Annotated in this window: 16 protein-coding genes; 6 read left to right on the top strand and 10 right to left on the bottom strand. The window is 60.6% G+C overall.

All coding sequences use genetic code 11. The features are described from left to right. Positions 1–30: 30 nt before the first annotated feature. From motA to FN060_RS12295, 6 genes are all read left to right on the top strand, one after another. The gene (motA, locus tag FN060_RS12320; RefSeq protein ID WP_077549063.1) at positions 31–903 is read left to right on the top strand and encodes a flagellar motor stator protein MotA; all 873 of its coding nucleotides are present in this window, start codon (positions 31–33) and stop codon (positions 901–903) included. Next, positions 903–1,856 (top strand): FliM/FliN family flagellar motor switch protein, encoded by a 954-nt coding sequence (locus tag FN060_RS12315; RefSeq protein ID WP_425312158.1) that lies wholly within the window; start codon positions 903–905, stop codon positions 1,854–1,856. The genes motA and FN060_RS12315 overlap by 1 nt, the downstream gene beginning before the upstream one ends. Positions 1,857–1,918: 62 nt before the next feature. Continuing rightward, positions 1,919–2,563, top strand: coding sequence for a flagellar motor switch protein FliN (gene fliN / locus FN060_RS12310; protein WP_142588259.1), 645 nt, complete (start codon positions 1,919–1,921; stop codon positions 2,561–2,563). Positions 2,564–2,592: 29 nt separating this feature from the next. Beyond that, complete coding sequence (gene fliG, locus FN060_RS12305; RefSeq protein WP_142588258.1) at positions 2,593–3,636, top strand: flagellar motor switch protein FliG; 1,044 nt, start codon at positions 2,593–2,595, stop codon at positions 3,634–3,636. A gap of 122 nt (positions 3,637–3,758) precedes the next feature. After that, complete coding sequence (flhB, locus tag FN060_RS12300) at positions 3,759–4,814, top strand: flagellar biosynthesis protein FlhB (RefSeq protein ID WP_244665764.1); 1,056 nt, start codon at positions 3,759–3,761, stop codon at positions 4,812–4,814. Positions 4,815–4,840: 26 nt separating this feature from the next. After that, positions 4,841–5,284: a hypothetical protein gene (locus tag FN060_RS12295; protein ID WP_052636920.1), complete on the top strand. Its 444-nt coding sequence runs from the start codon at positions 4,841–4,843 to the stop codon at positions 5,282–5,284. A 21-nt stretch (positions 5,285–5,305) separates the two neighbouring features. Here FN060_RS12295 and visR read toward each other — a convergent pair whose 3' ends face one another. The 10 genes from visR to FN060_RS12245 form a co-directional block, all read right to left on the bottom strand. Beyond that, positions 5,306–6,034, bottom strand: a complete 729-nt coding sequence (gene visR / locus FN060_RS12290) for a transcriptional regulator VisR (RefSeq protein WP_142588256.1) — start codon at positions 6,032–6,034, stop codon at positions 5,306–5,308. A gap of 33 nt (positions 6,035–6,067) precedes the next feature. After that, a complete protein-coding gene (gene visN / locus FN060_RS12285) occupies positions 6,068–6,805 on the bottom strand; it encodes a transcriptional regulator VisN (protein ID WP_142588255.1) in 738 nt (245 codons plus the stop codon). A 271-nt stretch (positions 6,806–7,076) separates the two neighbouring features. After that, on the bottom strand, positions 7,077–8,753 hold the full coding sequence (fliF, locus tag FN060_RS12280; protein ID WP_183949875.1) for a flagellar basal-body MS-ring/collar protein FliF: 1,677 nt from the start codon (positions 8,751–8,753) through the stop codon (positions 7,077–7,079). A gap of 137 nt (positions 8,754–8,890) precedes the next feature. Next, on the bottom strand, positions 8,891–9,280 hold the full coding sequence (cheT, locus tag FN060_RS12275) for a chemotaxis protein CheT (protein ID WP_052636916.1): 390 nt from the start codon (positions 9,278–9,280) through the stop codon (positions 8,891–8,893). A 28-nt stretch (positions 9,281–9,308) separates the two neighbouring features. Beyond that, positions 9,309–9,866: a chemoreceptor glutamine deamidase CheD gene (gene cheD, locus FN060_RS12270; RefSeq protein ID WP_052636915.1), complete on the bottom strand. Its 558-nt coding sequence runs from the start codon at positions 9,864–9,866 to the stop codon at positions 9,309–9,311. Then, the gene (locus FN060_RS12265) at positions 9,863–10,252 is read right to left on the bottom strand and encodes a response regulator (protein ID WP_052636914.1); all 390 of its coding nucleotides are present in this window, start codon (positions 10,250–10,252) and stop codon (positions 9,863–9,865) included. The genes cheD and FN060_RS12265 overlap by 4 nt, the downstream gene beginning before the upstream one ends. After that, positions 10,253–11,293: a protein-glutamate O-methylesterase CheB gene (gene cheB / locus FN060_RS12260; protein ID WP_142588253.1), complete on the bottom strand. Its 1,041-nt coding sequence runs from the start codon at positions 11,291–11,293 to the stop codon at positions 10,253–10,255. It abuts the gene before it with no gap. Further along, positions 11,290–12,198: a protein-glutamate O-methyltransferase CheR gene (gene cheR, locus FN060_RS12255; protein ID WP_142588252.1), complete on the bottom strand. Its 909-nt coding sequence runs from the start codon at positions 12,196–12,198 to the stop codon at positions 11,290–11,292. The genes cheB and cheR overlap by 4 nt, the downstream gene beginning before the upstream one ends. Then, a complete protein-coding gene (locus FN060_RS12250) occupies positions 12,195–12,662 on the bottom strand; it encodes a chemotaxis protein CheW (RefSeq protein ID WP_052636911.1) in 468 nt (155 codons plus the stop codon). Before FN060_RS12250 ends, cheR begins: the two co-directional genes overlap by 4 nt. Before the next feature lie 4 nt (positions 12,663–12,666). Next, positions 12,667–14,913 (bottom strand): chemotaxis protein CheA, encoded by a 2,247-nt coding sequence (locus FN060_RS12245; RefSeq protein WP_142588251.1) that lies wholly within the window; start codon positions 14,911–14,913, stop codon positions 12,667–12,669. Between the last annotated feature and the right edge of the window lie 9 nt (positions 14,914–14,922).

Raw genomic sequence — 14,922 nt, 5'->3', positions numbered from 1 at the left:
GAAAGTCTCAACTTCTGTGTGGGTACCCGGATGAATATTCTAATCGGAATGGTGATCACGTTCGGCTGCATCCTGGGTGGCTACATGGCCATGGGGGGGCATATCGACGTTCTCATTCAGCCATTCGAACTGGTGATCATCGGCGGTGCCGGCCTCGGCGGCTTCATCGTCGCGAACCCAATGAAGGTGGTAAAGGACTCGGGCAAGGCGCTCGGCGAGGTGTTCAAGAACGCCGTGCCGAAGGAGCGCAACTACCTTGATGTTCTCGGGGTCCTCTACTCGCTGATGCGTGACCTGCGCACGAAGTCGCGTAACGAGATCGAAGCGCATATCGACAATCCCGAAGAATCGCCGATCTTCCAGACCGCCCCCAATCTTCTGAAGAACAAGGAACTCACCTCGTTCATCTGCGACTACGTCCGGCTGATCATCATCGGCAATGCGCGCTCGCACGAAATCGAGGCGCTCATGGATGAAGAACTAGAGACGCTTCTCCACGACAAGATGAAGCCTTACAACGCCATCTCGCAGATGGGCGACAGTTTCCCGGCCATCGGCATCGTTGCGGCAGTTCTCGGGGTCATCAAGGCGCTCGGAAAGATCAACGAGTCGCCCGAAGTTCTCGGCGGCCTGATCGGCGCCGCACTCGTCGGCACGATGCTCGGCATCGTCCTCTCCTATTCCGTCTGCACGCCGCTGGCGTCGCAGGTCAAGATCGTGCGTACCAAGCAGCATCGCCTCTTCATCATCGTGAAGCAGACGCTTCTCGCCTACATGAACGGCTCCGTCCCGCAGGTGGCGCTGGAATACGGACGCAAGACAATCTCCAACTACGAGCGCCCCTCGATCGATGCGGTCGAGCAGGAAATGATGAATCCGGGCGGTGAAAACAAGGCGGCATGATGACGACGACCGAAGCAAGGGAATTCTCCCCGGCTCCAATCGACTTCGCCCTTCTCGCGAGACTGACGGGGGGGCTTGGAGATCGGAAGACGATCGAGAAGATTGGCGCTGATTTCGGCCGGCTCTATGCCGACTTCCTGCCGGATGTCTTCAACAGCGAGACCGGCATCTCAATCGATGTAACCTATACCGGCTGCTCTTCCGGGCTAATGACGGACCTGGTCGCCGATCTCGGCGACACGTTCACGCTTGCCGACGGCTCGCTGCGCAACTGGTCGCCGAACTTCGTCCTGGCCTGCGGCAACAGTTTCATCATCGCGTTGATGGAGCGCATGCTGGGTGCCCTGCCGGAAACCATCGAGCAGCCCTTCGAACGGCCTCTGTCGGAGATCGAGCTCGATCTTGCGCAGATGGTCCTCGCAAAGATGGGTGAGGTCTTGCGCTCGGGCGTGAACGCCCAGGGCGGCTTCGAGGCAATACTCGAGCGAAGCCACAACTTCGAGGATCGTCCGGAACCGGACGAGGCGATTCCGGCCGAATTCGGGGTCGCCATCCGACTGGCCATAGAGATCGGCAAGGTCACGTCCGAGCTCGCTCTCGTCATTCCGCAGCGCGCTTTCCTGAAGACCAAGGTCGTGATGCCGAAGGCGAAGGGTCAGTCATCGAAGACGAAGGAAGAGTGGCATGAGCGAATCACCGAGCAGGTTCGACGCTCCCACGTGACGCTGGAAGCGCGCGTTCGCCTCCAGACACTGACCCTCGGAACCATATCTCGCCTGGCCGCTGGCGACGTCATTGCCTTCCAGGACAAGAAAGACGTGACGGTTCAGGTGCGTGCCAACGGCATGGACATGTATGCCTGCGAACTCGGCCGGTCCGGCGAGCGGTATACGGTCCGCGTGAAAGACAACATCAGCACCGACGACGAGATCCTTGACCATCTGATGGGATAGAGCCGGGCAGGCCATCACCCGCACGGCAGGTTGACGCAAGTTTCAACGGGAATAATGAGCACATGGCTACGAAGAAGACACCAGTGACCGAAGAGGACATCGCGATGCCCGGCGTCGCGAGCGGCGAACTCGATCAGGCGATCGATGACCTGCGTGGCGTGCTCAAGGCCGATAGTGATGGCGTACCAGGTTTCGATGCCGACTTCGGAAATGTCGGCAGTGACCTCTCGCCCGCAGCATCTAGCGATTTCGGTGCCGAGTTCGGCTCTGACCTCGCCGGTGCAGCCAGTTCTGCCGGTGGTCTCGGAGATTTTGGCGGCGGCGATTTCGGGGGCAGCGATTTCGGCAACACCGACTTCGGTGGTTCCGACCTCGGGGGCTCCGGTTTCGGCGGCGCAAGCATGGACGAACCGACCTTTTCCGGTGGCGTCCAGGAGCCTGGTAGCGCGCTCGCCGCCAATCTCGACCTCATCATGGACATTCCGATCGACGTCGAAATTGTTCTCGGTTCAAGCCGTATGCAGGTTTCCGGGCTGATGAACCTCGAAGAAGGTGCAACGATCGCGCTGGACAAGAAGATCGGCGAGCCCGTTGAGATAATGGTCAACGGTCGGCGAATCGGCAAAGGTGAGATCACCGTGCTCGACAATGACGACACGCGCTTTGGCGTGAAGGTAACTGAAGTACTCAGTACGAAAAGAGCCTGATCCCGGTGTAGGGACAGAGAGGTAAGACCATGATGGACTTTGACGATTTCGGTGGCGCTGTAGCCGAGAAACCGTTGTCCCAAGCCGAAAAGGCCGCCGCTGTGCTTCTTGCCATGGGCAAGGGCGTTGCCGGCAAGCTTTTGAAGTACTTCACCCAGGCCGAACTCCAAACCATCATCGCCTCTGCCCAGCGCTTGCGCTCAATTCCGCCTGACGAGCTGTTGCTGCTCGTCAACGAATTCGAAGACCTGTTTACTGAAGGAACGGGTCTCATGGACAACGCCGCCGCCATCGAGGCGATCCTCGAAGAGGGGCTTACGCCTGAGGAAGTCGACGGCCTTCTCGGCCGCCGCACTGCCTTCCAGGCTTACGAATCGTCGATCTGGGACCGTCTGCAGGATGCCGATCCGGCCTTCGTTGCCAAGTTCCTGTCGCGCGAGCATCCCCAGACGATGGCCTACATCCTGTCGATGCTGCCGTCCTCCTTCGGTGCAAAGGTCCTGCTGCAACTGCCCGAGAGCCGTCGCGCCGACATCATGAACCGTACGGTAAACATGAAGGACGTGAGCGCGAAGGCAGCACAGATCATCGAAAAGCGGGTCGTGGACCTGATTGCGGCTATCGACGCCGAGCGCAATTCGCAGGGTTCGGCGAAGGTCGCGGAACTGATGAACGAGCTCGACAAGCCGCAGGTCGACACGTTGCTTACGTCTCTCGAGACGATCAGCAAGGAAGCCGTCAACAAGGTTCGCCCGAAGATCTTCCTCTTCGAGGACCTCCTCTACATGCCGCAGCGCAGCCGTGTCATGTTGCTGAACGACGTTGCAGCGGATATCCTGACGATGGCGCTTCGCGGTGCGAGCTCCGAAATCAAGGAGTGTGTGCTTTCGGCGATCAGCCCACGTCAGCGCCGCATGATCGAATCGGATCTCGCCGTCCCGGCTGCGGCACTGAACCCGCGCGAGGTGGCAATCGCGCGGCGTGCCGTGGCGCAGGAAGCGATCCGCCTTGCAACTGCCGGGCAAATCCTGCTCAAGGAGCCGGAAGAAGGCGGCGACGTGCAGGCAGCCTGAGGCCTCACTGGCATTTCTCGCATGTCCTGCCCACAGTCTTTTTGTTGACTCGATTACCGGCTAGCGCCCGCATGCGCTAGCCTGCGGCTGCAGGCCTGATCGATTCGGCGGGGACAGACGTCTTGTCAGAAGATAAAGACAGCAAAACAGAAGACCCTACCGCCAAGAAAATCTCCGACGCGGCCGCCAAAGGCAACGTGCCTTTTGCGCGAGAAGTCCCCGTCTTCGCGTCGGCACTTGCCTTCTACATTTTCCTGGTCTTCTTCATGCCCTCGGGCATGGCCAACCTCGCAGAGACCCTGAAGGACGTCTTCTCGCAGCCCGATCAATGGCAACTGGAGAACAGGCCGGACGTCATATCGCTCGGCGTCCATCTTGCCTGGGCCGTCGCGGGATTCCTCATCCCCGTCATGCTGCTCTTCATCCTGTTCGGCGTGGGATCGTCGCTTGCGCAGAACATGCCATCCATGGTGTTGGAGCGTATCCGTCCGCAGGTGTCGCGGATCTCACCTAAGAAGGGTTTCGAGCGTATCTACAGCGTGGCGGGCATGGTCGAGTTCGGCAAGTCCTTCTTCAAGATCCTCATCGTCTCGACCATCATGTACTTCGTCATGCGCGGCGAGTTCTTCTCAGCGCTCGATGCGATGTTCTCGGACCCGCAGGTCATTCTGGTCAAGCTTGACGGAATAGCCCGCAAGATGGTGGTCATCATCCTCCTGGCCACCGCCTTCCTCGCCGCAGTCGACGTGGCTTGGTCGCGTCATCACTGGTTCACCCAGCTCAAGATGACGAAGCAGGAGGTGAAGGACGAGTACAAGCAGGCCCAGGGCGACCCGCTGGTGAAGTCGAGGCAGCGGTCGATCGCCCGAGATCGCGCCCGACGCCGCATGATCGACAGCGTGCCACGCGCCACGCTGGTGATCGCCAACCCCACCCACTTTGCAGTGGCCCTTCGCTATGTACGGGAGGAGAACGACGCGCCGGTGGTCGTCGCCAAGGGTCAGGACCTCATCGCCCTCAGGATTCGCGAGATCGCGGAGGCGAACGGCATCCCCGTCTTCGAAGATCCGCCCCTTGCCCGCTCCATGTTTGCGCAAGTCTCGGTTGATAGCGTCATTCCGCCAGCCTTCTACAAGGCGGTGGCGGAACTGGTGCATCGGGTTTACGCGGCCCGTTAGCCGAATCAACGGACACATTGAGCGTCATGAAAAAATGCGACCACGCTGCAGAAAGAGAAAAGATACTCGCCAGTGCCATCAGTCCCGTGGCTACAGAGCTCCGGTTACTGGACGCCGGCGACCTGATTTCCCTAATTCGGCTGGAGTCCTACGGCAATCTCGCTGACCTTGTCTCGTCGGCCGCGGAACTGTATTTCCATCCCGGCACGATCAACTTCGGTGCCGGTGGTGAGTATTCGCTGGAGTGGAGCGGGCCGCCGCAGGTCGTTCTGGATCTCGAGATCAAGCCGAAGGGCGTCTCCGTCTATGCCCGCCTGACGCTCGCCGACACGCAGGCGGGAATCGAGATCGACCACATCGCCTTCCAGACGCCGCTGGAGAACCCGGAAGCAAATACGGAGTTCCTCGAGCGCAGTCTCCAGGAAGCGCGGTTCGTCAAGACGACGCCGCCCATGGCTCTGGCCAGCTAGGCGGGATCCGCCTCCTCTCCCTCAATGGATATGGCCGAGGCGGATCGCCTTGGCTATGGCCTGTATCCGATTCACGGCATCGAGCTTCATGGTCGCCGAACCGAGATAGGCGTTGACCGTATGGACGGACAGACCAAGATTTTCGGCAATTTCCTCGCTGATGCGTCCGTCGCCCGCCAGTTGCAGGCAGGCAACCTCCCGTTCACTGAGTGTCTCGGCGGTCACCGTCCGCCGCTCGTCCAGCGCGAGCAGGTCCATCATGATCTGGCAGCCGAGCACATGGTGTTCGACGATTGCGTCGCTGGAGAGGTTGAGGGAGGCAGCGGTGAATACGAGATAGCCGTTCCCAGTCGCGCCAAGCCGAATTGGAAAGGCCAAACCAGAGAAAGGCAGAACGTCCGAGGGCAGTTCACGGATGAGAGGCGTGAACTCTGAAGCCTGTACGAAACTCATGTGATCAGAGCTTGTCCAGGCCAACGGCAGGAGCGATGTCTCCACGTGGTCCAACATCGCCTCGCCGTAGGTTTCCACCATCATGGCGAGATGGCGGGAGTGCTCCTCTCCCCAGTTGTCCATTTCCGAGATCAGCTTGCGCTTGCCCGGAAGACCGCCACCCGCGATCCGGAACATCACGAAATTGCGGGCCCGCAGATGCTTCTGCATCGCCGCCAGTCTTGGAAATATGTCGGCGCGGCTGGTAGGCCGTTGAGCGCGAAGGAAATGCGCCGCCGTTGAGGCGTCGATCGCCATGCTATGCGTTCATCCCATTCATGCCATGCTTCCCTAGACCAGGTTGTGGCGCACTGCGTAGGCTATGGCCTCCGAGCGGGTTTTGGTTCCCGTCTTCCGCATTACGCTCGTTATGTAATTGTTGATGGTGTTGCGCGAGATACCGAGGATGGTAGCGATCTCGTCGCTTGTCTTGCCTTCTGCAATCCAGAACAGGCACTCCAGCTCACGTTCCGTAAGCTCGAAATCCCGCTCGGTGCGGACCTCTCGTCGATCGGAGGAACTGACGGCGTAGGCCGCCAGAAGCCCCACTTCCCGCAATCGCTCCTGCGACAGGATCAGCCCCTCCGAGAACAGCAGGAGCAGCATATAGCGCGTCCGCCCGACGCACAGGCTGAGGGAGCAATACTGCCGGCTGATGTTGTCCGGAACAGGTGTGTCATCGGGAACGAGAGAAAAGGTAGGGGCAAAGAGCGAGAGACACTTATCCAGCTCCGTCGATCTTGCGTAGTTGCTGGCGATCTCAGGTGCGACGCGTCGGACCAGATCAAAAGGCCAATCGGAAGAGATGATGTATTCTAGACCCTGTTGCTGGATAAGGTCGCAGCGGGCGAGGAGGAAATGGGAGGCACCCACATATTCGGCCAGAAGATGCATCGAGGACGGAACGTCGCGTGCACCGGCAGTAAGCGAGAGCTTGCAGACAACACGTTCCCGAGACGAAGGCGTCGAGGACGTATCATCCTCAATCCCCAGCGTGTCTCTTACTGCCCTCACTCCCCTTGAATCCATCCGCCTTGCTAACCCTTAACAAGCACGTCTGGAGAGGCCAATGATGCGTTCCAGATCCATCTGTTCAGCGACTCAACTCCATATGATCGTCGATTCGTAACCATTCTAGGAAAGCCGCCGGAAATTTCCATCGCTTCGATGTCATCTCCAGAAGCAGGAGGACGTCGCGGATCAATGAACGATCGATGCATCCAGACAAGCCACGGGTATGTAAACAGAAAAGGCCGACCCTACCGTCGACCCTTTCTGGTAACATTTCTGTGAGCTCCGGTCAGGCTGCCTGATCGACTGCCCATTTGCGGAGGATCTTCGCGGCCCGCTCCTCGCTGATCTCCACCATGCGGGAAAGCCGCTTCTCCGGGCCTTCCTTGACACGGCGATTGAAGCCGCCCTCGTCGTCTCCCATGCCGAGCAGATCGTCGGTGCTGTCGAAGCCGAAGTCGGAGCCGAAGCCCTCCATCAAAGAGCTGCCGCCGGCCGCCGGCGAGAAGTCCGGCAGTTCGAGGCCGGCGCTGTCGGTGGACAGTTCCGTGGAGGCGGTCGTTGCACCGACGGTGCGGACCAGCGGGCGCAGGCCGAGCCAAACAACCAGGAAGGCGACCACGACGAAGGCGAGGGAGTTGATGATGCCTCCGAGATTACGGCTGAGAACCTCGGTCACGCCCGGCCCGGATGCTGCTTCTTCGAGAAGCTGCGACTCCAGGAAGTCCATGGCGGTGAGGGTTACGACATCACCCCGCTCCTGGTTGAGGCCGGCGGCGGACGTCACGATCTTCTGCATCTCGGCCAGATAGGCATCGATCTTCGCCTGATCGACTGGTTCGCCGACCATCTGGGCAACGCGACCGCGATTGACGACCACGGCGACCGACAGCTTCTCGATCTGGTAGCTGTTGCGGACCGTCGCAACAGTCCTGCTGTTGATCTCGTAGTTCGTCTGCTCTTCCTTCTTGTCCGACTGGTCGGAGGATTGCGGACCTGTGGCACCGCCCGCCTCAGGAGCAGCCTGGGGAATATTCTGTTCGACGGTCGCTGCAGAATCATTCTGGTTCTGTTGCGAACGCTGCTCTTCCTTGGTGATGCGGACTGAACGCTCGACGCGGGATTCCGGATCGAAGATGGTTTCCTGGATCTGCTGGCTGTCCGTGTTGAGGTTCGCGGTCACGCTGGAGCGGAAGTTGTCCATTCCGAGGAATGGTGCCAACGCCTTGTCGATGTTGGTCTCCAGTTCCTGCTGCACCGACTGCACGATGTTCAGTGAGCGGTTGAGCTCGCTGTTCCCATACTCGTCGCCGGCGGCGAGGAGCTGACCTGTGGAATCAAGAATGGTGACGTCGTCAACTTCGAGGCCCGGAACAGCAGACGCAACCAGATGCCGAATGGATGCCGCGGCCTTGCGGCCGGTGCTGGTGCTGGCGCGAATCATCACCGACGCCGTCGGCTTTTGCTCGCCTCGCCGGAAGTTGCCGACGTCGGGCATCACGATGTGAACTCTTGCGGCTGCCACGCCGCTGATTTGCTGGATCGAGCGGCCGATCTCACCCTCAAGGGCCCGCACACGGGTGACTTCCTGCATGAAGGAGGTCAGGCCAAGGGAGCCGACATTGTCGAAAAGCTCGTAGCCCGCATTCGCGCTGTTGGGCAGCCCGCGTTCAGCGAGGAGCAGGCGGGCCTTGCCTGTCATGCCAACCGGGACCTGGATGGTTGCTCCGTCGGCTCCGACGGCAAAGTCGATACTGGCCTCCGCAAGAGCGATGCTGACCTGGTTAAGGTCCGTGGTCTCAAGTCCTACGTAGAGCGTTTCATAGGCAGGCTTGTTGACATAAAGCGCGGCACCCAGGACGAGCGCAAGAGAAACGACGCCTACCCCTGCCAGCGCAATAAGCTTGGTCTGGCCGAGCTTGGCCAGATTCTCGAAAACTTGATTGAATTGAGCCAACAGATTCATTCTGTTCCCACATCGCAAATACGGATCAGGCCTATGCCCAGGGCCACCCTAGGCAACGAAGCTTGTGCGAGCGTTTCGGGAATGCGATCTGGGCGAACTGCCGAGCCGTGTCTTTTGGGGCACCGACGATCGAAGAATCAGAAGAAGTCGAAGTCTCCAGCGGCCTTGCTGAGTGGCTGGCTATGACCATGGCGAACACCGGTCGCAAGGGCACGGTGCATGTCCGCCAGCTTGACGAGGCTGAGGGCAGTCGACACGTCGACCATCCAGTCCTCAGGTATGGTCGCGGTAATCGTGTCAATGAATTCGGCCAGTCCGCGCGTCTTCTGCACCGCCAGGTCGATCCCCTGCAGCACCTTGATGCTGTCGGGATGCTGCATCAGGTTCGCGTCGCCGAGCTCCAGCAGCTGCGGTTCGACACGCTCTATCAGGTACGCCACGTCATGCAGCTCCGATACGAGCCGCATCAGGACCTCCGGCAGGGACTGCTCGAGGGAAGCGTCTTGCGGCTTCGAGATGTCTTTCATGGCTTTCCTCGCGCCCCTGCGGGCCTTCCTAAAAGAATTCGATGGAGCTTTCGACCGGCTTCGGCGTCCGGACGGGACGCTGCTGCTCGAGAGCAACGGTCTTCTGTGTCTCAGCCCCCGTCAGCGGATACTGGCGAGCCCTTCCGCTCACCGGCCAGTATTCGAGCTTGCGCCCATGCTCTCCACCCGTCGAAGAACCGACGATGGGGATACCCTCATCCTTCAGGAACTGGGTGGCGAAGGCGGCGTTCTGCTCGCCGACATTGGAAAAGCTGGCAATCGTCTTGGCGCCCCCGAAGATCTTCGCTTCCAGCCGGTCGCGCCGCGCGCCCCTTTTCAGGAGGCCGTTGATCAGCAGTTCCATCAGGTGAACGCCGTAGCGGGTCGCATCGCCACCCGAGGACGCCGCGCCGCCGGACCCCGGGAGCAGGAAGTGATTCATGCCGCCGACGCCTGCGACCGGATCCCGCAGACAAGCGGCCACGCAGGAACCAAGGATCGTCGAAAGGACCACGTCCGGGTCATCGACGACCTTGTACTCTCCCTGAATGATGTGGACCCGCTTTGCGGCGGCAGTCTCATTCATTTGAGCGCTCCGAATACGGCTTCGATAGCCGCCTTCATCTTCTCGATGGTGAATGGCTTGGCCAGAACGTTGTTCGCGCCAAGTTGCGCAGCCTTCTGGACCAGGGCCCTGTCGCCCTGAGCGGTGAGAATGATGAAGGCCGCCTTCTTGGTGTTGGGGTTCTTGCGAACCGCTTCCAGCAGACCCAGTCCGTCCATCTTCGGCATGTTGAAGTCCGAGATCACCAGGTGGTGCGGCTGCTCGTACATGATCTTCATGCCCTGCTCGCCGTCACCGGCGGCGGTGATCTGCTTGAAGCCCAGCTGTGTCAGAGCATCGCTGAGCAGCAGGCGGCTGGTTACCTGATCATCGACGATCAGAACTTTGATCTTTTCTGCGAGCGACATTTATTCGACACCTTCTTTTCGGGCAGCAGTTAGTTTGAGTATTTCCTCGCCGATCGCGCCGAGCGGCAATTGCTGTTCGACAGCGCCGATCTCGTGGGCAACGCGGGGCATTCCATAGACAACGCAGGTCTTTTCGTTCTGGCCGATGGTGCGGGCGCCGGCCCGCCGCATCGTCAACAGCCCGGAAGCACCATCACGGCCCATTCCAGTCAGGATGACGCCCACCGCGTTGCGCCCGGCCAGGGTCGCAACGGAATCGAACAGGACGTCCACGGACGGGCGATGGCCATTAACGGGTTCGCGTTCGACCAGACGGCACGACGGGGCTGATGGATTGACGACCTCCAGATGCCGGTCACCGCCAGGCGCCACGTATATCTTTCCGATCTGCAGCCGGGCACCATCGGTAGCTTCCTCGACGACTGGCGCGCAAAGGCGGTTGAGGCGCTCGGCGAAGCTCTTGGTGAAGGTCGACGGCATGTGCTGGGTAATCACCGTCGGCGGACAGTTCTTCGGGAAGTTCTGCAGCACGGTGATCAGCGCCTCGACCCCGCCCGTAGACGACCCGATGGCGACGACCTTGCGGCCCACCCGGTATTCAGCAGACGGCGTAATGGCGGGTGCCGGCGGAGAGGCCTTGCGTCGCAGACCCGAACGCGCTGCCGCCTTCACCTTCTCAGCCAGATCCAGGAAGGGACGGGCGTCGCCGGGAGATGGCTTGCCGACACAGTCGAAAGCGCCGATCTCCAGGGCGGCCAATGTCGCATTGGCCCCTTGGTGGGTCATCGTCGACACCATGATCACCGGCATGGGCCGAAGCCGCATGATCTTGTCCAGGAATTCGAGGCCGTTCATGTTCGGCATCTCGATATCCAGGGTCACGACGTCGGGGTTGAGCTCCTTGATCGCTGCCCGGGCTTCAAGAGCATCGCTCGCCTGGCCGACGACGCTGACCTCGGGGTCGGAATTCAGGACGGCCGTGATCAGGCCACGCATGGTGGGAGAGTCATCTACGACCAGAACCCGCGCCGGTGAACTCATGCCCGCCTCCCCGCGCCAGAGCCCGTATAGCGGTAGGTAGTGATGCCGATGTTGTCGAACTGGTTCTTCGCATCTCCCGAAACGCGCTCGGAATGCCCGATGTAGAGATGCCCACCGACGGGCAGCAGTGCTGCAAACCGCGACCAGATCTTCATCTGTGTCGGCTCGTCGAAGTAGATGACGACGTTGCGGCAGAAGATCACGTCGAACTGGCCCTTGAACGGCCACTGGGCCATCAGGTTGAGTTCGTTGAAGGTGATGAGCTTCTTGAGGCGATCATCGACCTGGAACTTCCGTCGTCCACCGACATCGAGCTCCTTGAAATACTGCTTGCGGATCTGAGGCGACACCGTTTCCAGGGCGTTCTCGTCGTAGATGCCTGCCCGGGCCTGGGCGAGAATCTTCGGATCGATATCGGTCGCGAGGATCTTGAGATCATAATCCGCGGCATTGGGCAGTGCCGACAGGACGGTCAGGGCAATCGAATAGGGCTCCTGCCCGTCAGAACAGGCTGCCGACCATATGCGCACGCGCCCGCCCGACTTGGCCCGCGCGATCAGTCCCGGCAGCACTTCGTCCCGGAGATGCTCGAAGTGATGGTTCTCACGGAAGAAGCGGGTGAAGTTGGTGGTGAGGTGCGACAGCATCTCACGCCGTGCGGCCGCACCCTCCGGCGAAGCGACGAGGGCGCAATACTCCCGGAAACCCTTCAGCCCCAGCGAACGGATGTGCTTGGACAGCCGGGAATAGACGAGCGACGCCTTGGAATCATTCAGATAGATCCCGGCATCGGAATAGATCATCGCCGCAATTTCGGACAGATCGCGGCGGGTCAGCGGGTATTCCCCGCTTGCCATGACCTCGTCCGGCGATTGCCGGGTATCGACTGCGCCCATGGGCATCATGCAGCTTCGCTTTCCTTGTGCAGGAAGAGCGCATCCAACTCGATCATGCAGATCATCCGCTTGTCGATGGACAGGATCCCCCGCGCATATTGTTTCTCGAGGTCGGAAGAGACTTCCGGTACCGGCTGGATATTATCCTCTGTAATCGTAAGGATATCGGAAACAGCCTCCACCAGAAGACCGACCACGCGCGACCTCACCTGCGCCACGATGATGACGTGGCGCGCCGTCGGTTCCGCGTCCTTCATCCCGAGCCTTGCCGAAAGATCGATGATCGGAAGAACGGCGCCACGAAGGTTGATTACGCCCATCACGTAGGGGGGCGCATGCGGCAGCGGAGTGGCCGGGGTCCAACCCCGGATCTCTCGGACCGACATGATGTTGACGCAGAATTCCTGGTCGCCGATGCGGAAGGCGATCAGCTCGCGACTGGCTTGATGGCTGTTTTTCACGGCGTACGACATACACTTAACCCGTGGCTGCTAGTGATATTTCCGGTTTGAGGGACTGTCCGCGCGATGCCGCCACAACGGCATCGACATCGAGAATGAGGGCGACGCGGCCATCACCGAGGATGGTAGCGGCCGCAATTCCGGGAACGTGGGTATAGTTGGCTTCCAGCGACTTGATGACAACCTGGCGCTGGCCTTGGATGGCATCGACCATGAGGGCACGCTGCCCGCCACCTTCAGATTCCACCAGCAGGGCCACTCCCTCGACGGGATTTGCCTGTGTTGCCCGGAAGTTCAGGATCCGGCCTACATCCACCAACGGGCAGAAGGAGTCGCGGATCGAGATGAGCCGCTGGTTTGCCCCGAAGGAATGGATGGAGGAGGCCTCCGGCTGCAGCGTCTCGACGATAGCCGTCAGCGGCACCACCAGCGTCTGCCCTGCTACCGTCACCACCATGCCGTCGAGAACGGCAAGCGTCAGCGGCAGGCTCATCGTGAAGGTGGAGCCGTGCCCAGGGCGCGACGAGATCGAGATTCGACCACCGAGAGCCTGGATGGAGCGCTTGACCACGTCCATGCCGACGCCGCGGCCTGAAATGTCCGAGATCTTGTCGGCGGTCGAGAAGCCCGGCGCGAAGATCAGATTGTCGATCTCCTCGTCCGTCAGGTTGGCGTCCGCAGCAATCAGATCGTTGTCGATCGCCTTCTGCCTGACCCGTTCGCGGTTGATCCCGGCGCCATCGTCGACCAGCTCGATCACGATGCGGCCCGAGCGATGCTTAGCCGTCAGCTTGATCGTTCCTTCCGGATCCTTGCCGGCAGCTTCGCGCTTTTCGGGCGTCTCGATGCCGTGATCGACGGCGTTGCGGATCATGTGGGTCAGCGGCTCGGCAAGCTTGTCGATGACAGTCTTGTCGACTTCGGTATTCTCGCCTTCGGTAACGAGCCGGATCGACTTCCCGACCATGTCCGCGACTTCGCGGACGATACGCGACATGCGCTGGAAGACCGGCTTTACCGGCTGTGCGCGGATCGCCATGACGGAATCCTGGATCTCGCGCGTCAGTTGCTGGAGCTCCTCCAGGCCCATGTTGATGGAGGAGGTTCCCGTCGTGTCGTTCTCGATAACGCTCTGCGACAGCATGGCCTGATTGATGACAAGCTCGCCCACGAGGTTGATCAGGCGATCGACACGGTCGAGGTCGACGCGGATGGTCTGTCCTGCTGCGGCTGCGGCAGCCGCATTCTGCGCGGCGGCCGCGGAAGCTGCCGTGGCGGATGCTTCCTTCTTCTCGACCCGAGCGGCCGCGGCAGCCATCTTCGACACCGAACTCGCGGTCTCCGCCGCGGCTACGGCTTCCACTGCGGCATTGGCGGAGGATGTCGTCTCAGCTGCGGTGTCTGTCTCGTCCAATGCCGAAAGGTCGAAGGGCACGGGGATCATCGGAAGCTCTTCCTCGGGCGCCGCGTCGGCGGCTTCCCTGATCTCCAGGTCGCAATCCCATTCGGCAAATTCGAAGACCGTGCGAATGTCATCTTCGGACTTTTCCGTCTTCAGCTGGATGGTCCAGCCGAAATAGGCCTCTTCTGGATCCATCTTGTCGAGCGCCGGAAGACCGTCGGCATCGCAATTGATGCTCATCTCGCCGATGCGGGAGAGATCCCGCAACAGCAACGCCGCTTCGTTGCCCTTGGTGTAGAGTTCCCGACGCGGGCGGAACGAAATCTCGTAGGCCCGGCTGTCGTCCACCGCTTCACCGTCGTCGAAGGAATCGAACGAGAACGGGATCGGCTGGAAACCGCTGTCATCGGTAGGCGCGGGCGCGGGGGTAGCTGCAGCAGCTGCCGGTTCGGGCGTCTTGGCGGCAGGCGCCGGGGCCTCACCGTTCGCCAGCGCCTCGAGCTCCTTGACCAACGCCCGGCTGCGCGTCTCGTCGACATAACCGCCATCGCGGTCGGCATTGGTGAGGTCGGCAAGGACGTCGGCCGATTTCAGCATGACCTTCAGGACATCCTGCGTCGGCTCAAGACGGTTCGAACGAACGCAGTCGAGGGTCGTTTCGAAGACATGCGCAAAGGCGACGAGGTCGTCCAATCCGAAAGCGCCGGCACCGCCCTTGATGGAATGAACGGCGCGGAAGACGGCGTTCACCGTCTCGGGATCGCGATCTCCGTCGTTGAGCTTCAGAAGCCCCGATTCCAGTTCCGCGAGCTGCTCCTCGCATTCCTGGAAGAAGATCTCTTTGATTTCGTTCATATCCATCGGAGAAAA

This window comes from Pseudorhizobium halotolerans (assembly GCF_902153235.2).
In the GTDB taxonomy this organism is placed as follows: Bacteria; Pseudomonadota; Alphaproteobacteria; order Rhizobiales; family Rhizobiaceae; genus Neorhizobium; species Neorhizobium flavum.
The sequence above is the reverse complement of the archived record's forward strand: the minus strand, read 5'-3'. Positions and strand labels throughout refer to the sequence as shown.